The following is a 22,781-nucleotide window of genomic DNA, read 5'->3' on the forward strand; positions in this document are numbered from 1 at the left end:
ACGTTCTCTTAGGGGGTCAACAACACTGCCACTGGCGCACGTGCAAACAGCGTGGATATCGCCACGCGGCCGCCTTGCGGCTGCAGCGTGCTGCCATCGAGCACATTACGATACGTGGCGGGCGGCAATGCCAACGACGCCTGACCCCAGGCTGCCGGCGGCACCAGCAGCGGCAGGTCGCCATCGCCCTGGTTGCCGGCCCCCAGCCGCGTCACTGCCACCACCAGCGACTGGCTGCGGTACTGGCGGCGAAACGCCAGCACCTGCGCATCGCCGCTGACCGCCACGGTCAAGGGCTGATAGTCGCCCTTCGCAAACAGCGACGGATGTTCGGCACGCAGCTGCAACAGCAATGCGGTGAGACGTGCCTTGACCGCGCCATCGCGCCAGCTGCGCAGCAGCGTGTTCCAGTCGCGCGCCTGGGCCAGCCATTGCTGGCGCTGCGCATAGTCGACCGGGCGGCGGTTGTCCGGATCCACCAGCGACAGATCCCAGCCTTCGGTGCCTTGGTACAGATCGGGCACGCCCGGCACGGTCAGGCGCAACGTGGTCTGCACCAACGCGTTGCGGGCACCGGCCGCGGCGATGTGGTTGCTGGCGCGCAGCAGCGCCCGCCGCAGCGGCAGCCCGGCGCGGCTGCACAGCACCTGCTCCACCGTGGCCTGCACGGCCTGCTCGTAGGCCGGCGAGCCGTCGGTCCAGCTGGTGTGCAGCTTGGCTTCGCGCACCGCCTTGAGCAGCCATTGCGCGATACGCTCGGCGTAGTCGGCCAGCGGCTCGGTCTGGTCGGCGCCCAGGCCGATCGGCCAGGCGGCCACCAGCGTCTGCCAGAGCATCTGCTGGTCGCCACCGGCCAAGGCCGGCGCCTCCAGCGTCTCGGTCAAGGCATCGAACTGGCTGCTCTGCTCGATCCACCAGCGCGGTTGCTCGGACAGCACCGCCAGCCGCATGCGCAGGTCTTCGCCGCGCTTGTGGTCGTGCGTGGCGGTGGCCAGCAACGCACGCGGGAAGTGCTTGGCGCGCTCGAGATTCTGCGCGTGGAAGTCGGCGGCCTCGTTGGCGAAGTGGGTCGGATGGCTGCCGACCTCGTTGCGCGACAACAGCACGCCGTGACGGTAGAACGCGGTGTCTTCCACCGACTTGGCATTGAGCGGTGCGGACAACTGCTCCACGCGACGACGCAGGATGCGCCGCAAGGCGATCTGCGCACGATCGGCGCCGGCGTCGTCGAGCAGCCAGCGCTCGATCGCATCGACGGCCGCAACGATGGACTCCGGCATGCCCTCGCGCGCGCACGCGGCGGTGGCGCGCAGGCGCTCGGCTTCGCTACCGGTCACGCCCTTGGCACCCGCATAGGTGCGGTACACCGGGAACCAGCGCAGCAACACGCACAGGCCGCGTGCGAGCATCTGCGGGCTGAACTCGCGCGTGGGCGGGTCCAGACGCGCCAATGCCGACAACGCACCGACGGCGCGATTGAATTCGGTCTGCAGCGGGCCACGCAGGATATCGTCGCGGGCGGCGCGTTCTTCCTGTGCGAAGTCGCCACTGCGCCCGCTCACCTTCTGCCAGGCACGCGCCAGCGGCCTGAAGCCGGCCGCGTCATGCAGCACGCCGCCCACCTGGTCCATGAAGTCGTAACCGGTGGTGCCATCGCAGGGCCAGTCGGCCGGCAGGGCTTCGCCGGGCGCCAGGATCTTTTCCAGATACAGCCCCAGCGTGCCGGGCTTGAGGCCGCGGGTGCGGCCGGCTGCATCCAGCCGGCTGCGCAGCTTGCGCACATAGCCGGTGGGATCGGTGAGCCCGTCCACATGGTCGATGCGCAAGCCATCCAGATGGCCCTCGGCAACCAGCCGCAGCGGCAGCGCATGTACCGCGTCGAACACCGCCGGCAGCTCCACCCGCAACGCCACCAGCGAGGTGATGTCGAAGAAGCGACGGTAGTTGAGCATGTCGTTGCCCACGCGCCACCAGTTCAGGCGATACGGCTGGCGCTCGATCAGCTTGTGCAGGCGGCCATCGCCGCGCTTGGCGCCATCGTTGTAGTCGCGCAGCCACTGCGCACGCGCGGCCTTTTCCGGCACCTCCAGCGTCTGCGGACGGATCGGGTACCGCTGGTCGTAGTGCGCCAGTGCCGCGCTGCCGTCGTCCTCGACCACCAGGGTGATCAGGCCTTCGGCAAGCGCGGTGGCATACGGGCGGTCCAGCACCGCCAGCCACAACTTGCCGTCGCGCCCCGGAGCGCGCCAGTCGATGTCGAACCAGTCGGCATGCTTGGCGCTGCGGCCGTTGCGCAGCACATCCCACCACCATGCGTTGTCCGCATGCGTGGCCATGTGGTTGGGCACGATGTCGGCGATCAGGCCCATGCCGTGTTCACGCGCGGCCTGCGACAGGGCGCTCAGCGCCTCTTCGCCGCCGAGCTCGGGATTGACCACGGTCGGGTCGATATTGTCGTAGCCGTGGGTCGAGCCCGGCACCGCGGTGCCGATCGGCGACAGGTACAGATGGCTGATGCCCAGCCCGGCGTAGTACGGCACCTGCGCGAGCGCATCGTGCAGGGTGAAGCCGACATGCAGCTGCAGGCGGGCGGTGGCGCGAAGCTCGATCATGGATGCGGTTCCGAAACGGCCGCGACGCGACGCGCCTCGGCAAAGCCCTGCAGCGCCGTACTCAGGCGCGCATGCGGCAAGGGATCAGGCAGGCGTCGACGCCAGTTGGGATGGACCTCGACGGTGCCTGGCAGATTGGGTTGTTCTTGCAGCGCCAGCGCGTCTTCCACCGGCAACAGGGCAAGTGGCGACACGCTGGTGGCGGTGAAGCGCAGCGCGCCCAGCAGCGGGTCGTCCGCAGCGCTCAGGCCGGCATGTTCGACCGCCGCATCCAGCCGCGCCAGGTCCTTGCTGCGCGCCTTTGCGTCATCGCTCGCCTGCGCGGGCTGGATCAGTTCCAGCTTGCGTCGCCAGTCGATATCCCGACCTTCGCGCCAGCCGGTCAGCGTGGGCAGATCGTGCGTGGTGGTGGTGGCCACCGCATCCGGCCGCCACAACGCCGGCGACACGAAGGCGCCGTTGTCGTCGCGGGTGAACATCAACACATCGATGCCCATCACTCCGCGCCGCGACAGTTCTTCGCGGATGCCCGGCGGCACCACGCCGAGATCCTCGCCGATCACGATCGCCCGGTGCCGCCACGATTCCAGCGCGAGCAGATTGAGCAGGTCGTGCAGCGGATAGGCCAGATACGCGCCTTCGTTGGAGCTGGCCCCTTCGGGCGCCACCCACAGCCGCAACAAGCCCAGGATATGGTCGATGCGAATGCCGCCGCGATCGCGCAGTACCGCGCGTAGCAGCGCGATATACGGCGCATAGCCGCTACGCCGCAATGCGGTGGGCGAATACGCACCGATGCCCCAATGCTGACCGTCGGCATTGAAGGCATCCGGCGGCGCGCCCAGCACCAGGCCACGCAGCACGGTGTCTGCAGCCGCTGCGGCTTCGGCGCCATTGGGATCGAAGCCGACCGCCAGATCGGCGATCAACCCGATCTTCATGCCGCGCTCGTGCGCCTCGCGTTGCGCATTGGACCAGCTGCGCGCCGCCAGCCATTGCGTGAACACGTGCAGCTGCGGATCGCCATCGCCGAAATCCTGTGCGGCAAACCGCGCAAAGCCTTCCAGCGCCGCGCCGCCCTCGCTGCGGAAGGCGAGCAGATCGGGGTGATCGGCGGGCACGCGGGTGTACAGATGACGCAGCAGCTGCCACTTGGCCTGCGCGGAAGCCGGCCAGTCGATCAGGGCGCTGTGGTGCAGCGTATCGAAGCGCTCGCGCAGGCCGGGCACCTCGTTGATGGCCTCCAGTGCGCGCTCGCCCAGCACGCGCACCGGCGCGGCATGCAGCGGATCCAGGAAGCGCCGGTCGCTGGGCGAATACGGGCTGTAGCCGCCGGTGACCGGGCGCGCGGCATGCACCGGGCTCAGGGCCAGGGCATCGGCACCGGCCAGTGCGGCATGCCGCACCCATTCCACCGTACCCGCTGCGTCGCCGATGCCGGCATCATCGATGCTGCGTGCCGAATACACCTGCAGTGCCATGCCCCAGGCACGCGGTGCCGGCAGGCCACAGGCGTCGGCCACGCTGAAGCAGCGTTGCGGGGCGACCGCGACCTGCTGGGTCAGGTTGCCGATCTGCAGCGTCCAGTAACCGAAACGCTGCGGCGCACGCACCTGGCCTTGCGCATCGGCAAGCGCCGGCTCGCTGGCGCCGCTGTCGTCCACCCAACGGCCGCTGGCATTGGCGGCAACCGACACCGGCAGCAACCCTGCCACCTGCACGGTCAGCAGCGGCGCCGGCTCGGTGGCTTGCGCCTTGCAGCGACGCAGGCTGTCTTCGCGCTGCGCAGCGGTGCCGGCAGGCAGTTCCAGCGCGGTGAGCACCGCATGCAGCGATTGGTCGGACACCTGCCGTGGCTGGTCGCTGGCATCCACCCAGTCCACCATCACCCCGGCCGCGCCGGCCAGCGCATGCAGATCGCTCCTGCTCAGATCGCGGGTACTCATGCGTGCGCCTCGTGCCAGGCGATGAAGCCATCGACCGGCAACTGCTGCGCGTCGGCGGCGACGTTTTCGGCATGCGCCACGCGGCCGCGCAGCGGCGGCATCGGCACCGCCGAGGCGCCGACGTTGAAGGCGATATGCCACAGCCCGTCGGGCACCTCCCAGCTGGCGGTCACTGCACCGTCGGCCAGCACGCTGGCGCCCACCGCGCGCGCCTGTGCAAGCCCCGGTACCAGCCACTGGCGGCGTACGCCCAGCAGCGCCTTGAACCAGGCTGTCCACTGCACGCCTTCGCCCTGCGCAGCGTCTTCGATCGGCGACCGCGAGGCGGCGAAGGTGTCGTGGCTGTTCGGATCGGGAATGGTGGCGCGCTGCGCTTCGTCGGCGCATGCGGCGAAATGCGCGAATTCGCGACGGCGCCCTTCGCGTACCGCATCGTCCAGCGGCGGGCCGAAGTCGGTGAAGAACAGAAATGGTTGTTCGGCGCCCCACGGCTCGCCCATGAAGAACAGCGGAATCATCGGCGTTAGCGTCGTCAGTGCCAGCGCAGCGCGCAGGCGTTGCGGCGAGACCAGCACACTCAGCCGCTCGCCGCGCGCACGGTTGCCGATCTGGTCGTGGTTCTGCGCGAAGACCACGAACTTGTGCGGCGGCAGCGCCCCGCTCGGCTCGCCACGCACATGCCCGCGCGGGTCCGGCTCGCCCTGGTAGGCGAAGCCCTCGCCGAGCACGCGCGCCAGGTGTTCGGTGGGCTTGTCGGCGAAGGCGGCGTAATAGCCTTCGGTTTCGCCGGTCAGCAACACATGCAGGGCGTTGTGGAAGTCGTCGTCCCATTGCGCGGTGTAGCCGCGTTGCAGCTGCGAGGCCTGGTTGGCCTCGTTTTCCAGCACCAGATGCACATGGCGGCCGGCCGGCAGGCTGGCCTGCACGGTCTGCCGCAAGGTATCCAGGAAGGCGTTCGGGGTGATTGCATGCACCGCGTCCAGGCGCAGGCCGTCAAAGCCGTATTCGTGCAGCCACATCAGCGCATTGTCGAGAAAGTAACGCTGCACCTGCGGCTTGCGGAAATCGATCGCCGCGCCCCAGGGAGTGGGCTTGTCCTCGTTGAAGAACGGGGCGGCATAGCTATGCAGATAATTGCCGTCCGGGCCGAAGTGGTTGTAGACCACATCCAGCAACACCATCAGGCCGTGTCCGTGCGCGGCGTCGATCAGCGCCTTCAACTGGTCCGGCGTGCCATAGGCTTCCACCGGCGCGTACGGCAGCACGCCGTCGTAGCCCCAGTTATGCGCGCCCGGGAATGCGCTCAGCGGCATCAGCTCGATCGCGGTGATGCCCATCGCCGCCAGCTGCGGCAATTGCGCCTGCACACCGGCATAGCCGCCGCAGGTGCCGACGTGCAGTTCGTAGATCACCGCCTCGTCCCAGGGACGTCCCTGCCATTGGGTGTTCTGCCAGGCGTAGCCATCGCTGGGCTGCACGGCGCTGGGGCCATGCACGCCCTCGGGCTGCCAGCGCGAGGCCGGATCCGGTACCGGTTCGCCGCCATCGACGCTGTAGCGATAGCGCGCATCCGCCGCGCAGGCGATCACCGCGCTGAAGAAGCCATCCTGCGCGGCCTGCAACGCGACGCGCGCGCCGTCGTCGAAGACCACCTCCACGCTGCTGGCATCCGGTGCCCAGAGCGCGAAGCGCACCTGTCCCTCACCCGCTGGCCATGCGCCCCATGCCGGCGTGGTGTCGTTGCGCTCGTTCATTGCTATTTCTCCGCTTGCAGATAGATCGTGGCCAGCGGCGGTAGGGTCAGGCGCAGGCGTTGTGCGTGCCCGTGCATGCCCATCGGCTCGGTCGCCAGGCGACCGCTGTTGCCGAGGTTGCTGCCACCGTAATGGGCACTGTCGGTGTTGAGGATTTCGCGCCAGCCGCCGGCACGCGGCACGCCGACGCGATAGTCGTGGTGCGGTTGCGGGGTGAGGTTGCTCACCGCCAGCAGGGGTGCGCCGCCATCGGGATCGTGGCGGATGAAGGCCAGTACGCTGTTGCGCGCGTTGTCGGCCACGCTCCAGTCGAAGCCGTCGGCACGATGCGTGCCGCGATAGAGCGCCGGCAGCCGTCGCAACGCGGCATTAAGATCGCCGACCAGTTGCTGCACGCCGCGATGCGCGGCCCCGGCGAGCAGATGCCAGTCCAGCGATTGATCGTGATTCCAGTCGTTCCACTGGCCGAACTCGGCGCCCATGAACAGCAGTTTGTCGCCCGGATGCGCCCACATCAGCGCCAGATAGGCGCGCAGGTTGGCAAAGCGCCGCCAATCGTCGCCGGGCATCTGCCCGAGCAGGCCACCGGTGCCGTGCACCACCTCGTCGTGCGAGATCGGCAACACGAAACGCTCGGAGAATGCGTACACCAGGCCAAAGGTGAGCTGGCTATGGTGCTGCGCGCGCTCGGCCGGATCGCGCTGCATATAGTGCAGCGTGTCGTGCATCCAGCCCATGTTCCATTTGTGGGTGAAGCCCAGGCCACCCTCGCTGATCGGCGCGGTCACGCCCGGCCAGGCGGTGGACTCTTCGGCGATGGTCAGTACACCGGGAAAGCGCGTGGCAATCTCGCTGTTGAGCTGGCGCAGGAAGGCGACCGCTTCCAGATTCTCGCGGCCGCCATGCGCGTTGGGCACCCACTCGCCTTCGGCACGGCCATAGTCGCGATACAGCATCGAGGCCACTGCATCCACGCGCAGGCCGTCGAGATGGTAGTGGTCGATCCACTCCAGCGCGCTGCCCAGCAGGTAGGCCGTCACTTCGGGCCGGCCGTAGTTGTAGATCAGCGTATTCCAGTCCCGATGCATGCCTTCGCGCGGGTCGGCATGCTCGTACACCGCCGCGCCGTCGAACTGCGCCAGGCCGTGTGCATCATCGGGAAAGTGCGCGCTGACCCAGTCCAGGATCACGCCGATACCGGCCCGATGACAGGCATCGACGAACTGGGCAAAGCCATCCGGGCTGCCGTGGCGCGCCGTCGGCGCATATAGCCCCAGCGGCTGATAGCCCCAGGAGCCGCCGAACGGATGCTCGGTGATCGGCAGCAACTCGATATGGGTGAAGCCGAGCTGCTGCACATAGGGGATCAGTTGTGCGGCCAGTCCTGGCCAGTCCAGCGGCTGGTTGTGCCCATCGCGCCGCCAGGATGCGGCGTGCACTTCATAGATGGACAGCGGCGCCGGCGCAGCACTGGCATCGCGCGCGGCCATCCAGGCGGCGTCGGTCCAGGCAAAAGATGCCGCTCCCGGCACCACCGAGGCGGTGGCCGGCGGCAATTCGCTTTGACGCGCCACCGGGTCGGCCTTGAGCAAGATGCGGCCATCGGCAGCGGTGATGGCGTACTTGTAGCGCGTGCCGGCTTCCACACGCGGCAGGAACAACTCCCAGAACCCGCCGATGCGCTGGCGCATCGGGTGCCGGCGCACATCCCAGCCATTGAAATCGCCCACCACCGCCACACGCTGCGCATGCGGCGCCCACACCGCAAAGCGTACCCCCGGCACATCGTCGCAGCGCAGGTGTTGGGCACCCAAGGCGCGACGCAATGCCTGGCCGTCGCCGGCAGCGATCTGCAGCAGGATGGATTCGTCCAGCGTGGCGGCAAAGGCGTAAGGGTCTTCGATCTCCTGCACCACGTCCGGCCACACGATGCGCAGCCGATACGGGCCTTCGACCGCCAGCGTGCCCTCGAACACGCCATCGACTGGGCCGGCCTGCATGCGCGCCAGCAACTTGCCGCGCGGATCGATCAGGCCCATCGCCTCGGCGCCGGGCGCCAACACGCGCACCAATCGGCGGCCATCGGCCTGGACATGCGGGCCCAGGACCGCGAATGCATCGGCAGGCAGGCCATCGGCCAGCGCCTGCACGCTCTGCGCTGAATCTGACATCCCGTCCATGGTCACCGCCGTCGCTTCCGTCTCCTGCCCCTGCACGCCCAGCCGTTCGCTCATGACACCGTCGCAAGCGCGGGAGCGGTTGCGGCGGTGCGTTCGTACAGCGAGAGGTACTTCTTGCCCGCCACATCCCAGCCACTGGGACGCAACATTGCCGCGCGGCGCATCGCCGACAGCAGGCTGGGCAGGCGGAAGGTGCGGAAGGCACGCTCCAGGCAACGGCGCAAGGCCTCGACGCTGGCGTGCTGGAACAAAAAGCCGGTGACGCCGTCATCCACCGTGTCGATCAGGCCGCCGGTGGCGTGCGCGATCGGCAGGCAGCCAAAGCGCTGCGCATACATCTGGCTCAAGCCGCACGGCTCGAAGCGCGACGGCATCAGCAGGAAGTCGGCACCGGCAAACATACGCCGCGCCAGGCCTTCTTCGAAACCGATGAAGGCACCGATCTGGCCGGGATAGCGCCGGGTCAGCTCGGCGACCTGTTGCTCGATCTCCGGCTCGCCGCCGCCGATCACCGCAATCTGGCCGCCGGCGGCCACGATCTGCGGGGCGACCTCGCAAATCAGGTCCAGTCCCTTCTGGTGCACCAGCCGCGACACCACCGCAAACAGCGGGCCGGTGCTCTCGCGCAGCCCGAAGGCCTTGCGCACCTGCGCGGCATTGGCCTGCCGGCCCTGCCACTGATTCACGCTGAAGTGCGTGTCCAGATATTCGTCGGTGCGCGGGTCCCAGCTGGCGTCGATGCCGTTGACGATGCCGGTCAGCGCGCCCTTGGCGGCGCGACCGGCCAGCAGGCGGTCCAGGCCACAGCCCTGCGCCGGGCCGGTGATCTGCTGGGCATAGCTGACGCTGACCGTGTTGACGTGGTCGGCATGCACGATGCCGCCACGCAGGAACGACATCTGCCCGTAGAACTCCAGCTCGGCCACGCGCTCGGCGGGGATGCCCAGCGCCGAGGCCATCGAATACGGCACCAGGCCCTGGTAGGCCAGGTTATGGATGGTCAACAGGCATGGCGTGGTGCCGCCGGACCAGCGCACATAGGCGGCCGCCAGCGCGCACGGCCAGTCGTTGAGGTGCAGCAGGCGTGGTTTCCAGCCCAGCCCGGCATGGCCGGCGGCGATCTGCGCGGCGGCATGCGACAAGGTGGCAAAGCGGATCGCGTTGTCTTCGAACTCCGAGCCGCTGGTGCTCACATATGGCGAGCCGTCGCGTTCGAACAATTCCTTGGACAGCAGGATGTAGATCGGCAGGCCATCCGATTGCACGATGCGGCCGATGTCGCAGGCCGGCAGTGCCGCATGCGCCAATACCCGTCCGACGATCTCCACCTTGCCCGCGCGCGCCAGCACCGCGCGGTAGCCGGGGATCAGCACACGGACGTCGTAGCGATGGCGCAGCGCGCGCGGCAGCGCCGCAGCCACATCGCCCAGACCGCCCGCCTTGATGAAGTCCGCCATCTCCGACACCACGAACAGGGCGCCGCGGGTGTCGGCCGGCGACACCGGCAGACGCTCGTGATGGCGAATGAAGCGACCGCGTGCATCACGCGGCCGCCCGCTCTTCTTCAGAGTGGGGAGCATCGTGCTGCGCTCGAAGCGTGCGGTAGTGGCGTGAAGCGGCATCATGGCAACCATCTAAACGTCCGTCGTAAAGTGGGTGGAGACGGAAAACAGCGAAGCGACAACCATCATCTGCCGATTCAGCCAGACGACCTGCTACGAATGAGGAGCGGGGCCAACGCGCGTACTCCACGTTGTCCTTGAGATGAATCTACACCCCGTGCAAATAAAATATGCGTGAATACGTGCTGACTTTTCTGCGACAGCTACATTCCCTTGCGCATGGTCGCGCGTGCATTCCGGCATAAGCGGCGCATTGCAGTGCGATGACATCCCTGCCGTGGTGCGTGGTTGTTGAAACGCACCGAAAGCGGGCGGTGGCCGCGGCGCCCGCCATCACCCGCCTGACTTGTTCAGCCATACACGTCCATCACCTGTCGCCCGCAGTCTGGCGTCGAGGGCGCATGCGGGAACTGCGCACCCCGGTCCAGACCGCTTAAGCGCGACGCCTGCGCGCCGATAACCAGCGATGGCACCAAGACTTTCCGAGATCCCGGCGCATGGCAGACCAGCCTGACCTTCCAAGCCGCCCCCGTGGCGGGCTGCGCCGCCTGTTGCCCTGGGGCGGCGCGGACAGCGCACGCCCGGCCGCCGCCCTGCCCAGCGTGATCGGCGGCGAGCGCGGCGGGCATGGCCTGGCCGCGCATCAGCTGGTGCCGGCCAAGAACAAGTCCGGCGCGCATGACCCGGCGGCCGCCACCGCCCTGCTGATGCGGCTGTTCTCGCATGCCGCGCATCCGGAGGCGCTGCTGCTGGCCTTTGCCGAGGGCATCACCAGCCTGCACGGTGAACTCGGCGACATGGGCGTGCGCCTGAGCGCAGCCTATGCGGCCGGCGACTGGCCCGGCTACGGCCGCGCCTTGCGGCAATTGATCGACAAGTACATCCGCACCATCGATACCGGCGACTCGCTGGCCGAAGGCCGCACCGAGGCCGAACAACTACGCGACCTGCTGCGTCACGCGCTGGGCAATGCCCTGGCCACCCTGCTGCAACGCAGCCCGGAGCTGGCCGAGGAAGCGCAGACCCTGGCATCGGCGCTGCGCCATTGGCGCCCCGGCCATGAACTGATCACCCTGGAACAACGCCTGCGCGAACTGAGTCATCAGATCGGTCTGCGTGCCGAAGATGCCAGCGAGCAACAGAACCTGCTGCTCGGCCTGTTCGATCTATTGTTGGAGAACGTTGGCGAACTGCTCGACGATCGCAGCTGGCTGCAGGGGCAGATCTCGGTGGTGCGGCAGCTGATCTCCGGGCCGCTGGATGTCAGCTCGATCGAACAGGCACGCGGCACCCTGCGCGAGGTCATCTACAAGCAGGGCCTGCTCAAGCAAGGCATTGCCGACTCCAAGACCGCCATGCGCGAGATGATGGTGTCCTTCGTCGACCGGCTCGACGGCATGGCCACCAGCACCGGCGAATACCACGATCGCGTTGCCGGCTATTCGCAGGCGATCGGCGACGCTCGCAGCATTCCCGACCTCAATCGCCTGCTGCAGGACGTATTGCAGGACACTGCCGGCGTGCAGGCGCAGGCGCTGGCCGCGCGCGACGAACTGATCGCCGCGCGGCGCCAGGTTGAAGACTCCGAGCAGCGCATCGCCCTGCTGGAGCAGGAACTCAAGGATGTGGCCGGCCTGGTGCGCGAAGACCAGTTGACCGGCGCGTTGAACCGCCGCGGCTTCGAAGAGCTGTTCCAGCGCGAAGCCGCACGTACCCAGCGCGGCGGCCAACCCTTGTGCGTGGCGATGCTGGATCTGGACGACTTCCGCCGCCTCAACGAGACCCACGGCCATGCCGGTGGCGACGCTGCGCTGCGCCATACCGTGGATGTAGCCAAGTCGGTGCTGCGCACCACCGATGCCATCGCCCGCTTCGGCGGCGAGGAGTTCGTGTTGCTGTTGCCGGACTCCACCATCTTCGAAGCCAGTGCAGCGGTGATCCGCCTGCAGCGCGCCCTGGCGCAACGCTCGCTGCTGCACGACGACGTGCGCGTGTTCATCAGCTTCAGCGGCGGCGTGGCGCTGCGCCATCTGGACGAAGCCCAGGACGATGTCATCCGCCGTGCCGACCGTGCCATGTACGACGCCAAGTCCGCTGGCAAGAATCGCGTGATCAGCGCCGATTAGCGGCACGTGCCGACCGGTGCGTCCCCGCACCGGATCCAACGCCTGCGTGGGACAAGCAGCGTCAGCGCCCCCCTCGGCTCATTGGCTGGGCAGGCCTCTTGCCAATCGCTTCAAGGGCTCTGCCAACGCAGCGTGAGATAGTCCACCACCTGTTGCGTCTGGGCCGCAGCGAGAAATCCGTGGCGAAACAACATGCAGCCGCCAACCTCGGGCAGCGATGCATTCACGTCCAGCTGGCGAGCGATCTCGGGCACACCGCCGTCCACTGTCCAATCCGGCTCCAGCGCGTTGGCAGTGCCCACCTTGTACAACGCCATGCCGATATAGAGTTGCACGCGCCGGCCGCGCACGGTGTCCGCCCACCAGCGTGCGATGGTGTCGTAGCGCACTGTCTGGCGTGCCAGCGGCCAGTAAATCTGCGGCACGATGTAGTCCACGAGTTCTTCGCGAACCCACCGGCGGGTGTCGGCGTAACTGGTATCGAATGCGGGCGCACCGGCCTGTGTGTCCGAACCCAACGGATCATCCTGACGATTGCGCCACACCCCGGCCGGGCTGACCCCGAATGCCACCCCTGGCCTGATCGCCCGAATGGTTCTGCCCACCGCTCGCATCAATCGATAGGTGTTGTCGCGGCGCCAGTCCCCTTTGTCGGCAAATCCGGCCCCATGGTCGGCATAGCTCTGTGCGTCGTCGAGGGGAGACTGCGCCGATTCGGTGTAGAAGTAGTCATCGAATTGCACCCCATCCACGTGGTAGAAGGCCACCAGTTCCGCGACCACACCACAGATCCAGCGGCGCACGGCCGGAATGCCGGGATCGAGCACCAGCCGATTGGCCGCCACGCCCACCCAGTCGGGGTGGCGCAGATACACGCTCTGGGGCGAATCGCTAGACGCAGTGGCAAACGCATCGAGCGTGGCCTGGTCCAGGCCGGTCGAAACACGATAGGGATTGAGCCAGGCATGCACCTGGATGCCCCGCGCATGTGCATGCCGCAGCAGGAATGCCAGCGGGTCGAAACCCGGGTCCTTGCCTAGAACGCCGGTCATGACCGGCGACCATGGCAGGATGCGCGAGCGGTACAGCGCATCGGCACAGGGCTTGACCTGGAAGACCAAGGTATTGAGATGCAGCGCCTGGGCCTGATCGACGATTGCCAGCAATTCCCGTGCTGTACCTCGATGCGTTCGGCAGGGTCGACGATTCGTGCGGACGCGGCGCTTGGCCAGTCGAGATTGAACACGCTGGTGATCCAGGTCGCGCGCATCTGAACGCTCGCGGGCGTGGCTGCGCTGGCTGGAACGCCCACGATGGCCGCGGCCATTCCTGCCGAACCCAAGCCGAGAAAGCGCCGCCGACCGATCACGGGGGAGCCGACGGCCGGGGCCGCATCCGGATCCTCTGCAGGCATTCCCTGGGGCACTTGATCCGTCTGCTGCACGGCAGGCCGCGCCGCACGCGTGGTGTCTTGTTCTTCAGCCGTCTTCTTCACGCATCCCTCCTGCATCGCGCCGCTGCAGTCGTGGCCCGGTCTCTCCGCCAGGCCCGGCTGCCGTCATGCAGCACATTCCGATACACCCCACGAGGCACACCCTAGCAATGGCGACCGCCGGAACGCGCGCGCAACATCGGAATCGCACACCTCGCTTCGTCAGGCATGCAGCCGCCGTGACGCAATGCCCGAAACGGCGGCGCCATCGCGCAGATGGGCGCTCGCAAACGGTCGACAGTCAGTGGCGGATCGCTGGCAGCCACCGTCATCGCCATTGCGCTCGACCGACGTCAGCTGACGATGCCACCGGTGCCGAGTCCCTCCCAACCCGGCAGCCGTGACGCGGCATCAATGCGCCGGCTGCTTCCCGCGCAGCTTCTGGAACAGCATCACCGCGCCCAGCACGATCGCACCGGCCACCACGCCGACCAGCATGTTGCCCAACGCATCGACCAGCCAGCCCATGCCGCCGGCCGACTTGGTCAGGTCCTGCACGATGTGGTGCAGCGCCGGGATGTTGTGCACCAGGATGCCGCCGCCGACCAGGAACATCGCCAGCGTGCCGGCCACCGACAGGAACTTCATCAGCCACGGCGCCGCCACCAGGATGCCGCGACCGAATGCCGCCAGCGCCGCGCCCTGCTTGGTCAGGTACAGGCCCAGGTCGTCCAGCTTGACGATGGCCGCGACCAGGCCATACACGCCGATGGTCATCGCCAAGGCGATCGCCACCAGCACTGCGACCTGCTGGCCAAACGACACCCCGGCCACCACGCCCAGCGACAGCACGATGATCTCCGCCGACAGGATGAAGTCGGTGCGGATCGCGCCCTTGACCTTGTCCTTCTGCAGCGCCACCACGTCCACGCTCTGGTCGGCCAGCGCGCGGGTGCGTTCGGCATGCCGCTGCGCTTCGTCTTCCTCGTTGTGCAGGAACTTGTGGGCCAGCTTCTCCACGCCCTCGAAGCACAGGTAGGCACCGCCGATCATCATCAGCGGCATCACCAGCGGCACGTTGTAACCGCGCCCGCGCAGCCAGGCCTCCAGAGCGCTGATCGCCAGCGCCGCCGGCACCAGGATCACCTTGTTCATCAGCGACCCCTTGGCCACTGCCCACACCACCGGCAGCTCGCGGTCGGCGGTGACGCCGGTGACCTGCTGCGCATTGAGCGCCAGGTCGTCGCCGAGGACGCCGGCGGTCTTCTTGGCCGCGACCTTGGTCAGGATGGAAACGTCGTCCAACAGCGTGGCGATGTCGTCGAGCAGGGTGAACAGGCTGGCACCGGCCATGCGGGGGGTCCTTCGTGAGTGGCGGTGGATTCTCGCCGATCCTGCGCCGGTATGGGGTGATGGCAGGCCGTTGCCGGCTGTTGGCGACCGTTGCTGCGCGATGCCGCCGCCCGCCAGCCGGGCGATCCGGCCGTGCCCGCCGGTCTCGGGCAGCACATCACCGCGCCGTGGCGACGCGGCTGGATTCACTACCTGACGACCCGCCGCTGGCCACACTCGCCGTCTTGCACGACCGCCGGAGATGGCCTTGAGTCCGAACGACCCGTACCGCACACCGGCCCAGGCCGCGATCCCCGCCGACACCGGCGTGGTGGGCGGCATGAGCCGTCGCACGCAGATCCTGCGCCTGCTGCTGCGGTATCGCGGGTCGGGCGTGTTCGCCGGCATGAATCTGGATCCGGCCGCGATCAACGAGTACGAAGTGCCCGCCGAAGGCACGCCCGACCAGTTTGTCTCCGACCTGGAAGCGCTCGGCCCTACCTTCGTCAAGCTCGGCCAGATGCTGTCCACGCGCCCGGATATCGTGCCGCCGGAGTTCGCCACGGCGCTGGAGCGCATGCAGGAGAACACCAGCTCGGTGCCGGTGGAGCGCATCCGCCAGATCATCGAAGAAGAACTCGGCGTATCGGTCAACAAGGCGTTCTCGTTCTTCGATCCGGTGCCGCTGGGCTGCGCCTCGCTGGCACAGGTGCACCGCGCGGCGTTGCGCGACGGCACGCCGGTGGCGATCAAGGTGCAAAAGCCCGAGGTCGCCGCCCAGGTCCGTTCGGACCTGGACGTGCTCAAGAGCTTTGCCACCGCCGCCGACCGCCTGACCGGCATCGGCCGGCGCGTGCGCTTTGCCGACTGGCTGGGCGAGTTCGGCAAGACCCTGCGCGCCGAGCTCAATTACGAAGACGAAGCCGAGACGCTGGTACGCTTCGGCAAGCATCTCAAGCCGTTTCCGCTGCTGTGGATCCCGCAACCGGTGTGGGACCTGAGCAGCCGTAAGGTGCTGACCATGCAGCTGGCCGAAGGCGTGCGCGTGGACAAGATCTCCGGCCTGCGCCGCACCGAGCAGCCGATGGACAACTTGGCCGCAGAGCTGGTCAAGGGCTACCTGGATCAGATGTTCGTGCATGGCGAGATCCATGCCGACCCGCATCCGGGCAACCTGCGTGTGCTGCAGGACGGGCGCCTGGCGATCTTCGACCTGGGCATGGTCGCGCACGTGCCGCCGCGCCTGCGCGAGCGTTTGCTCAAGCTGCTGTTCGCCGCCGTCGACGGCCGTGGCGAAGAAGTCGCCGAAGAGACCATCGCGCTGAGCACGCGCCTTGAGGATTACGACGAGGACCGCTACCAGCGCGAAACCGGGCAGATGATCGCCCGGTATGCCGCCCACGACACCACCTCCGAAGGCCGCGTGGTGCTGGATCTGGTGCGCATCGCCACCTCCAACGGCTTGCGCACGCCACCGGAGCTGAGCCTGCTCGGCAAGACCTTGTTGAACCTGGAAGGGGTGTGCCGCGCGCTGTCGCCGCACCTGGACACGCGCCGCATCGTCGAACGTCATCTGCAGCATGTGATGCGCGCGCGCCTGAAAAAATCCCTGTCGGCGGCCAACCTGGCCAGCGAGGCGATGGAACTGCAGCATCTGGTGCGCGAAGGACCGCGCCGCATGTCCGAGATTCTGTCGCTGGCGGCGGAAAACCGCCTGCAGATGCGCGTCACCGGGCTGGAAGAATCGCATCTGATGGAAAGCCTGCAGAAGATCGCCAACCGCGTGGCGGCCGGCATCGTGACTGCGGCGCTGATCATGGCCTCGGCGCAGATGATGCGCATCGAAACCGGCTTGAAGCTGTGGGGCTATCCGGCCATTGCGATGGTGCTGTTCCTGCTCGGCGTCGTGCTGGGCCTGGGCATCGTGCTCAGCGCCCTGCTGTTCGACCGCCGCGTGCGTGCGCGCGAAGAACGCGGGCATCGATAGCACTACATACAGCCCCCCCCCCCCCCGCGTAGGAGCGCACCCGGGCGCGACATCGCTTCACGCGGCGTCGCTTGCCAGGACAGCCGCGTCAAACTGTCAAAGTGGATCGGGCGGTGCAGGGTTATTGCGACATCGCTGATATGCGAGAGGCGCGCCAAATGCGGAATGCAGATACCGCGGATCTCCAGCGGACGCCACCGCGAACATGTGATCGTCAACGCGCGCAATTCGACGTGCCGCAACGATGGCTGAACCCGAACAAACATTTCAGTCAGCTTCAGCGCGGCATAGTCCGTCATCCGGGTGTCACATTGGGTGTGGCGCACAGGACATGGCGAGCAAGGCGTCCGGTACGCGCTCGCATCATTCCCCCACGGACGCTGCCGCATGCATTGGATGTTGTTGTTTTCGCTGTTGCTCCTGCTTTGGCTATTGGTCGCCTCGCCGCGTCTGGCGTGGCTGAAGGCCGGTCTGTTGTCGTTGCTGCTGCTGTTGCTTAGTGCCTGGGGCTTGGTGGATCGGCTCAGTGGCGATGGCATCAACGCCGCCACGCTGTATCACCTGCGCGCGGACATGGACGGTGCCGGCGTCAGCGATTTTTCCGGCTATATCGCCGTGTTTATCGGCATGGTGCTGCTGTCGCTCAGCCCGCTGGTGTTGCTGAAGGTGCGGCGTTTCCGTCGCCCGCGCGGAGGCAACGCGGTGTTTGGCGCCTTCGTGGTGATGTTGCTGGTGAGCATCGCGGTCAGCCCCTTGTACCGCGACGGCAAGCGCCTGTACTACCAGTTGCGCCCGGTGGATTACGCCACCGTGGTACCGGAATACCTGGTGCCGCAGCAGCCCTTGCAGAAGCGCAAGAACATCGTGTGGATCTACGGCGAGAGCCTGGAACGCACCTATTTCGATGAAGCGGTGTTCCCGGGCCTGATGCCCAACCTGCGCGCGCTGGCCAGCGAGGCAGTGGACGTGCGCAACCTCACCTCCACCGAAGGCAGCGGCTGGACCATCGCCGGCATGGTCGCCTCGATGTGCGGCGTGCCGCTGACCACCGCGCCCGGCGATGAAAACAGCATGGGCCGCATGGGCCTGTTCCTGCCCGAGGCGCGCTGCCTGGGCGACTATCTCAAGGATCAGGGCTACCGCAATCACTATGTCGGCGGCGCCGATGCAAGCTTTGCCGGCAAGGGCAGTTTCCTGTCCAGCCATGGTTTCGATGTGGTGCACGACGTCAGCTACTTCCGCGACAAGGGCGTGGCGCCCAAGCACTTTTCCGCCTGGGGCGTGCACGACGATGTGCTGCTGGACGATGCCTGGGACAGCTTCCAGACGCTGTCGCGCGCCGGCCAGCCGTTCATGCTCACCACGCTGACCATGGACACCCACCACCCTGCCGGCCATCTGCCGCTGGCGTGCAAGGGCCAGCACTACGACAGCGCGTTGGGCGACATCGGGCTGCTGCATGCGATCAAGTGCAGCGACCGGCTGATCGGCGAGCTGGTCGCGCGCATTCGCAATAGCCGCTACGGCAAGAACACCATCATCGTGATCGCCTCCGATCACCTGGCGATGCCCAACGATCTCAGCGACGTGCTCGCCAAGCAGAAGCGCGAAAACCTGCTGCTGTTCCTCGGCAAGGACATCGCCCCGCAGCAAGTGGTCACGCGCGCGGGCAGCACGCTGGATTCGGGTGCAACGCTGTTGCAGTTGCTGGAACCGGGCGTGCGCACGCTGGGTTTCGGCCGCTCGCTGCTGGCCAGCGATGCCCCCCCAGCGCCAGCGTCGCGGCCAGCCGTGACAGCGGCAAGGACTACCCGCGCTATCTCGCCTACGCGCGCACGCTGTGGACCGGGCGCAGCACACGCATGCTGCGTATCAACGGCAATGGCGATGTGGTGGTGGGCGTGCAACAGGTGCGCCCGCCGGTGCTGCTGGAATACGACGACGACACCAATCTCAAAACCGTCTATCTGGAAAACACCTCGCGCCAGTTCGATCGCACCCACACCGAGGGCACGCTGGCATATGTGGATCGCTGCACGGCGTTCGAGGACGGCTCGGCCGATGGCGATTGGTGCGCATTGGTGGTCGACCGCCACCAGAGCATGAAGCTGTATCGCGATCCGGACCTGACCCGCGGCATCGCCGTGGACGCGCCGCTGGAGGCCAGCCAGCAAGGCCCGCGCCCACGCGTGCGCCAACCGATCATGCTCACCCAGACTGCCCGCAAGACCGAGGCCGGTCGTTACATGCTGGAGCTGTACGCCAAGCGCCGACCAATGCGGGCCTTCTGGGTGGAAGCCGTCTCGTCAGAACGCAAGGTAGTGCTGGCCCAGCAATGGGTGGTTCCGGATGCAGCGGGACGCATCCGCATGCCGGTAGGCCTGGAACATGCGGTGGAGGACCTGGAAATCCGTGCCTGGCTGGATTACACCGAAGACGTCAGCGTGGACGATCTGGCACTGGTCAAGGAAACGCCTGTCGCAGACCGCTCCTGAGTTGCGGCGCTGTACGGCCATCAAGCGTGCGCCGCTGTTGATCGATGCGGCATGTACCTCTCGTACATGTCGGTCTGAGTGCGCCGTCCACACCCATGTGCCCATTGCTCGCGACGTTTTTGTCAGCCACCTGAAGACCATGAGATTTCGGTTTTCCTGGATTGGCTGGACAGCGCGGATAGATCACTTGTAGAGCGGCTGATCTGCTTCTTGGCTGAAGGGCCCTTGCCCGCCTACCATCGCGGGACACGCCGCAAGTACGTCCCTGTAGGCTCTTACGCGGCATCCATGCCGCGTAAGGTCCCGCGACGGTAGGCGGGCAAGGGCCAGGCGAGAGTGTCGTTTTGCACGGTTGCAAGCAATGCACGACGCTCGCTGTTCGGGTAAGGGCGTGTCCTATCAGCTTTCCAATGCAAGCCGAGCAACCAACAAGCTTTTAAGAAAGCAGCCGACCAACTTTCTGGTGCGGTGTCCTCACCGATTGCGGGACCGTGTGGCGGCATGAATGCCGCCACCGAGCCTCCAGGGATGGATTCACGGCGTGTCCCGCGAGCGGTGAGGGCACCGCACCCTCGACTCGACTCGAAAACAACCAAGCTTTTGACTTAATCGTTTGACTGTATCCAAACAAAGCGAAGCCTCGACATCCCGGTTATTTTGGAGCAGCTGGACAGTGCGGATAGATCAGTCGTACAGCAGCTGATCTACGGCGTGGCTATGGGGCCCATCCCCGCACACTGCGTGCACTCGCAGGCTCAGTCTTCCGATGCAGGCGTGCCATCGCCTGCATCGCGCGCCACCGCAGCACCTGCACGGCTGAAGCGGATTTCCTGCGGCGATTGCAGCGCAATTCCCGCCGTTTCCATCCGCTCCAGCAGCGCGAAGAACAGCTCGCTGCGCACCCCGTACGAATCGCGCGGGCTGCGCACGTAGGCAAACGAGTTGAAGTTGACGTGCCCGCCGGCCAGCGAATCGATGAATACCGAGGGTGCCGGATCGGCCAGCACCTTGGTGTGTTCGGCGAATAGGTCCAGCAGCATGTTGCGCACCTTTGCCACGTCGGTTTCCAGCGGCACCGAGAACTGCAGCTGCACCCGGCCCATCGGGTTGGACAGCGTCATGTTGCGCACGCTCTTGGTGATCAATTCCGAATTGGGCACGATCAGGGTGGAGCGGTCGCCGACCTGGATCTCGGTCGCACGCACGCTGATTTTGCGCACATCGCCTTCCTGATCGCCGATGCGCACCCAATCGCCGATCTTCACCGGCCGCTCGGCCAGCAGGATCAGACCCGACACGAAGTTCTGCGTGATCGCCTGCAGACCGAAGCCGATGCCCACCGACAACGCGCTCAACACCAGCGCAAGCCGCTTCAGATCCAGACCCAGTGCGGTCAGGCCCCACACCACCACGATCAGCCAGCCCAGATAACGCGCCACCGTGCTGATGGAGTTACGCGCGCCGTCATCGAGCTCGGTCTTGGGCAGATAGGTGTTGAGCAACCATTGCTGCACCACGTGCACCAGTCCCATGCCGAGCAGGAACACGCACAGCGCCCTGAACACGTCGCCCGGGGTGATCACCAGCTCCTTGCCGATGGTGATGCCGTGGGCGATGCTCTCCGCCCAGTCGGTCACCACGCTGATATTGGCGCCATACGGCGTCAGCAGCACCGCGATGCCCAGCAACACCAGCAACACCCGGGTCGCCGCCGATATCAGCAACCCGAGCTGCACCAAGCGCCCGCTGCCGATGCTGAGCGCATGCGACAACGCCCGGCTGAAGCGGCCGTCGGGCTTGAACAACCAGGTCATCAGATCGTCGGCAAAGACCACCAGCAGGCCGAGCAGGCTGCACACCAGGGTGATCCAGATGATCTGCCGCTCCACGAACAACGCCAGATTGAGATAGCCGAACAAGGCCGCGATCAGCGCGAAGATCACCGCCAGATGGCCCAGCAGGCGGATCAGCACGATGAAGCCGCCACCGCGCGAGACCACCGGCGGCGGCGCATCGCTGTCAGGATCGGCCACACCGGCATTTGCCGCATGCGCGCGCAAGGACAGACTCAGCCCGGCCAACGCCGACAGGATCAGCCCCGCGTACAGCAACGCCGCCACCGCATCGGTGGCGGTGGTCAGCGCCGGACTGCTGCCGGCCACCTCGTTGATCTTCATCGCCATGCCGCTGAACCAGATCACTGCCGCGGTGGCCAGGCAATGCACACGCAGGCGATCGACGGTGGCGTCGTCCAGCGGGAACAGGCGCCAGCTGGGCTGGTGTTTCATCAACAGGCTGGCACTGAGCGAACCGACGAAGGCAGCCACCACGCTGATGGCGACAAACCCGGTCAGCAGCTGGTCCAGATCGTCGGGCAGCTCGCCGAGCGCGCGGATGCCTTCGACCAGCACGAACGCCGCAATCCCAAGGCTCAGCGTGCCGACCAGCAGAAACCACAGTGCCAGCCCCGAGCGCCGCAGGCGTCCGCCGGGTGCACGCGAGGCCGCATAGCGGCGCCCCAGGTGGCGCAGGAAGATGCGTAGCGGCAGTGCCAGCAGCAACGCGATGACGGCAGCGGTGATCAGCCCGCCCACGCCGTTGGCTGCGACACCTGCCTGCACCATCTGCACCGTCTTGTCGGACAAGGCCTGCAGGCGGGCGCGATCGTCGGGCCATTGCTGCCCGATCTGATGCCACAACGTCGGCGACAACGGCGAGGCCACCCGCGTGGAAAGCTTCACGCTGAAGCGTTGCACGCGCTCGCGTTCGAGCCGGTCGGCCAGGTCCTTGGCGTTGGAGACCAGCAGGGTGGCCCGGATGAACTCGGCATTGAGCTGATCGCGCTCCTTGGTCAGCGCCCTGCGCTGTTTTGCCAGGTCGGTCGGTTCGTTCGGCGCCGCGACACCGAGTCCCCCCAATCGCCCGTTGAGCTCCTTGAGCGGTTGCTCCAGCGTGCGCACCAGATCCTGCGCCTGCCGCTGCGCGCCGGTGACGTCCTCGGTCAGCTTGCCCAGTTGCTCGGTATCGGCCTTCTCCATGCCCGCATCGGCCTGGGTCAGCACCTTCTGCATGCTGTCGAGCTGCGTCTGCGCGTTCTCCAGCAGCGTATCGTCGTCCTGCGCCACGGCGGCGCCCACGCACACCATCCACAACGCGACCAGCAGCAGCACACGTCGCAGCACGCCGTGATGGGCACCCAGGGCAACTCGGAATTCAGACACAGGCAGACATCGGACAGGCGCACACCAGCGCGGTGCCGGCATCTTAATCCACTGCTCCCGGCCAAGCCGATTGC

9 protein-coding genes, 1 other RNA gene and 2 pseudogenes are annotated in these 22,781 nt (G+C 66.9%); 4 read left to right on the forward strand and 8 right to left on the reverse strand.

All coding sequences use genetic code 11. The annotated features are described in order from the left end of the window. Positions 1-8: 8 nt before the first annotated feature. From treY to glgA, 5 genes are read right to left on the reverse strand one after another with little or no spacing between them, the layout of a single operon-like run. Positions 9-2,612, reverse strand: coding sequence for a malto-oligosyltrehalose synthase (gene treY, locus LL972_RS08030; RefSeq protein WP_228327139.1), 2,604 nt, complete (start codon positions 2,610-2,612; stop codon positions 9-11). Further along, the gene (locus LL972_RS08035) at positions 2,609-4,558 is read right to left on the reverse strand and encodes a 4-alpha-glucanotransferase (RefSeq protein ID WP_228327140.1); all 1,950 of its coding nucleotides are present in this window, start codon (positions 4,556-4,558) and stop codon (positions 2,609-2,611) included. Before LL972_RS08035 ends, treY begins: the two co-directional genes overlap by 4 nt. Further along, positions 4,555-6,312 carry a malto-oligosyltrehalose trehalohydrolase gene (gene treZ / locus LL972_RS08040; RefSeq protein WP_228327141.1) on the reverse strand — a complete coding sequence of 586 codons (1,758 nt, stop codon included), beginning with the start codon at positions 6,310-6,312 and terminating at the stop codon, positions 4,555-4,557. Before treZ ends, LL972_RS08035 begins: the two co-directional genes overlap by 4 nt. 2 nt (positions 6,313-6,314) lie before the next feature. Then, a complete protein-coding gene (locus tag LL972_RS08045) occupies positions 6,315-8,546 on the reverse strand; it encodes a 1,4-alpha-glucan branching enzyme (protein ID WP_228327142.1) in 2,232 nt (743 codons plus the stop codon). Beyond that, positions 8,543-10,126: a glycogen synthase GlgA gene (gene glgA, locus LL972_RS08050; RefSeq protein ID WP_228327143.1), complete on the reverse strand. Its 1,584-nt coding sequence runs from the start codon at positions 10,124-10,126 to the stop codon at positions 8,543-8,545. The genes LL972_RS08045 and glgA overlap by 4 nt, the downstream gene beginning before the upstream one ends. Before the next feature lie 485 nt (positions 10,127-10,611). On the opposite strand from glgA, the gene LL972_RS08055 reads away from it, so the two are divergent. Next, entirely contained in the window at positions 10,612-12,240 is a 1,629-nt protein-coding gene (locus LL972_RS08055) for a GGDEF domain-containing protein (protein WP_228327144.1), read from the forward strand. Positions 12,241-12,350: 110 nt separating this feature from the next. On the opposite strand, the pseudogene LL972_RS08060 reads toward LL972_RS08055, so the two are convergent. Both LL972_RS08060 and LL972_RS08065 read right to left on the reverse strand, forming a co-directional pair. Beyond that, positions 12,351-13,654 (reverse strand): annotated as a pseudogene (locus tag LL972_RS08060) (glycoside hydrolase family 10 protein). Positions 13,655-14,083: 429 nt separating this feature from the next. Next, a complete protein-coding gene (locus LL972_RS08065) occupies positions 14,084-15,025 on the reverse strand; it encodes a DUF808 domain-containing protein (protein ID WP_228327145.1) in 942 nt (313 codons plus the stop codon). A gap of 241 nt (positions 15,026-15,266) precedes the next feature. Between LL972_RS08065 and LL972_RS08070 the strand changes: the two genes are divergently transcribed. From LL972_RS08070 to LL972_RS08080, 3 genes and pseudogenes are all read left to right on the forward strand, one after another. Then, positions 15,267-16,991: an ABC1 kinase family protein gene (locus LL972_RS08070; protein WP_228327146.1), complete on the forward strand. Its 1,725-nt coding sequence runs from the start codon at positions 15,267-15,269 to the stop codon at positions 16,989-16,991. Between the two features lie 387 nt (positions 16,992-17,378). Continuing rightward, positions 17,379-19,486, forward strand: a pseudogene (locus tag LL972_RS08075) (phosphoglycerol transferase I). Between the two features lie 51 nt (positions 19,487-19,537). Beyond that, positions 19,538-19,614: non-coding RNA, sX9 sRNA (locus tag LL972_RS08080), on the forward strand. A gap of 627 nt (positions 19,615-20,241) precedes the next feature. On the opposite strand, the gene LL972_RS08085 is transcribed toward LL972_RS08080, so the two are convergent. Continuing rightward, complete coding sequence (locus LL972_RS08085; RefSeq protein ID WP_228327181.1) at positions 20,242-22,665, reverse strand: DUF3772 domain-containing protein; 2,424 nt, start codon at positions 22,663-22,665, stop codon at positions 20,242-20,244. Positions 22,666-22,781 lie beyond the last annotated feature (116 nt).

The organism is Xanthomonas campestris pv. asclepiadis (assembly GCF_020784175.1).
Lineage (GTDB): Bacteria > Pseudomonadota > Gammaproteobacteria > Xanthomonadales > Xanthomonadaceae > Xanthomonas > Xanthomonas campestris_D.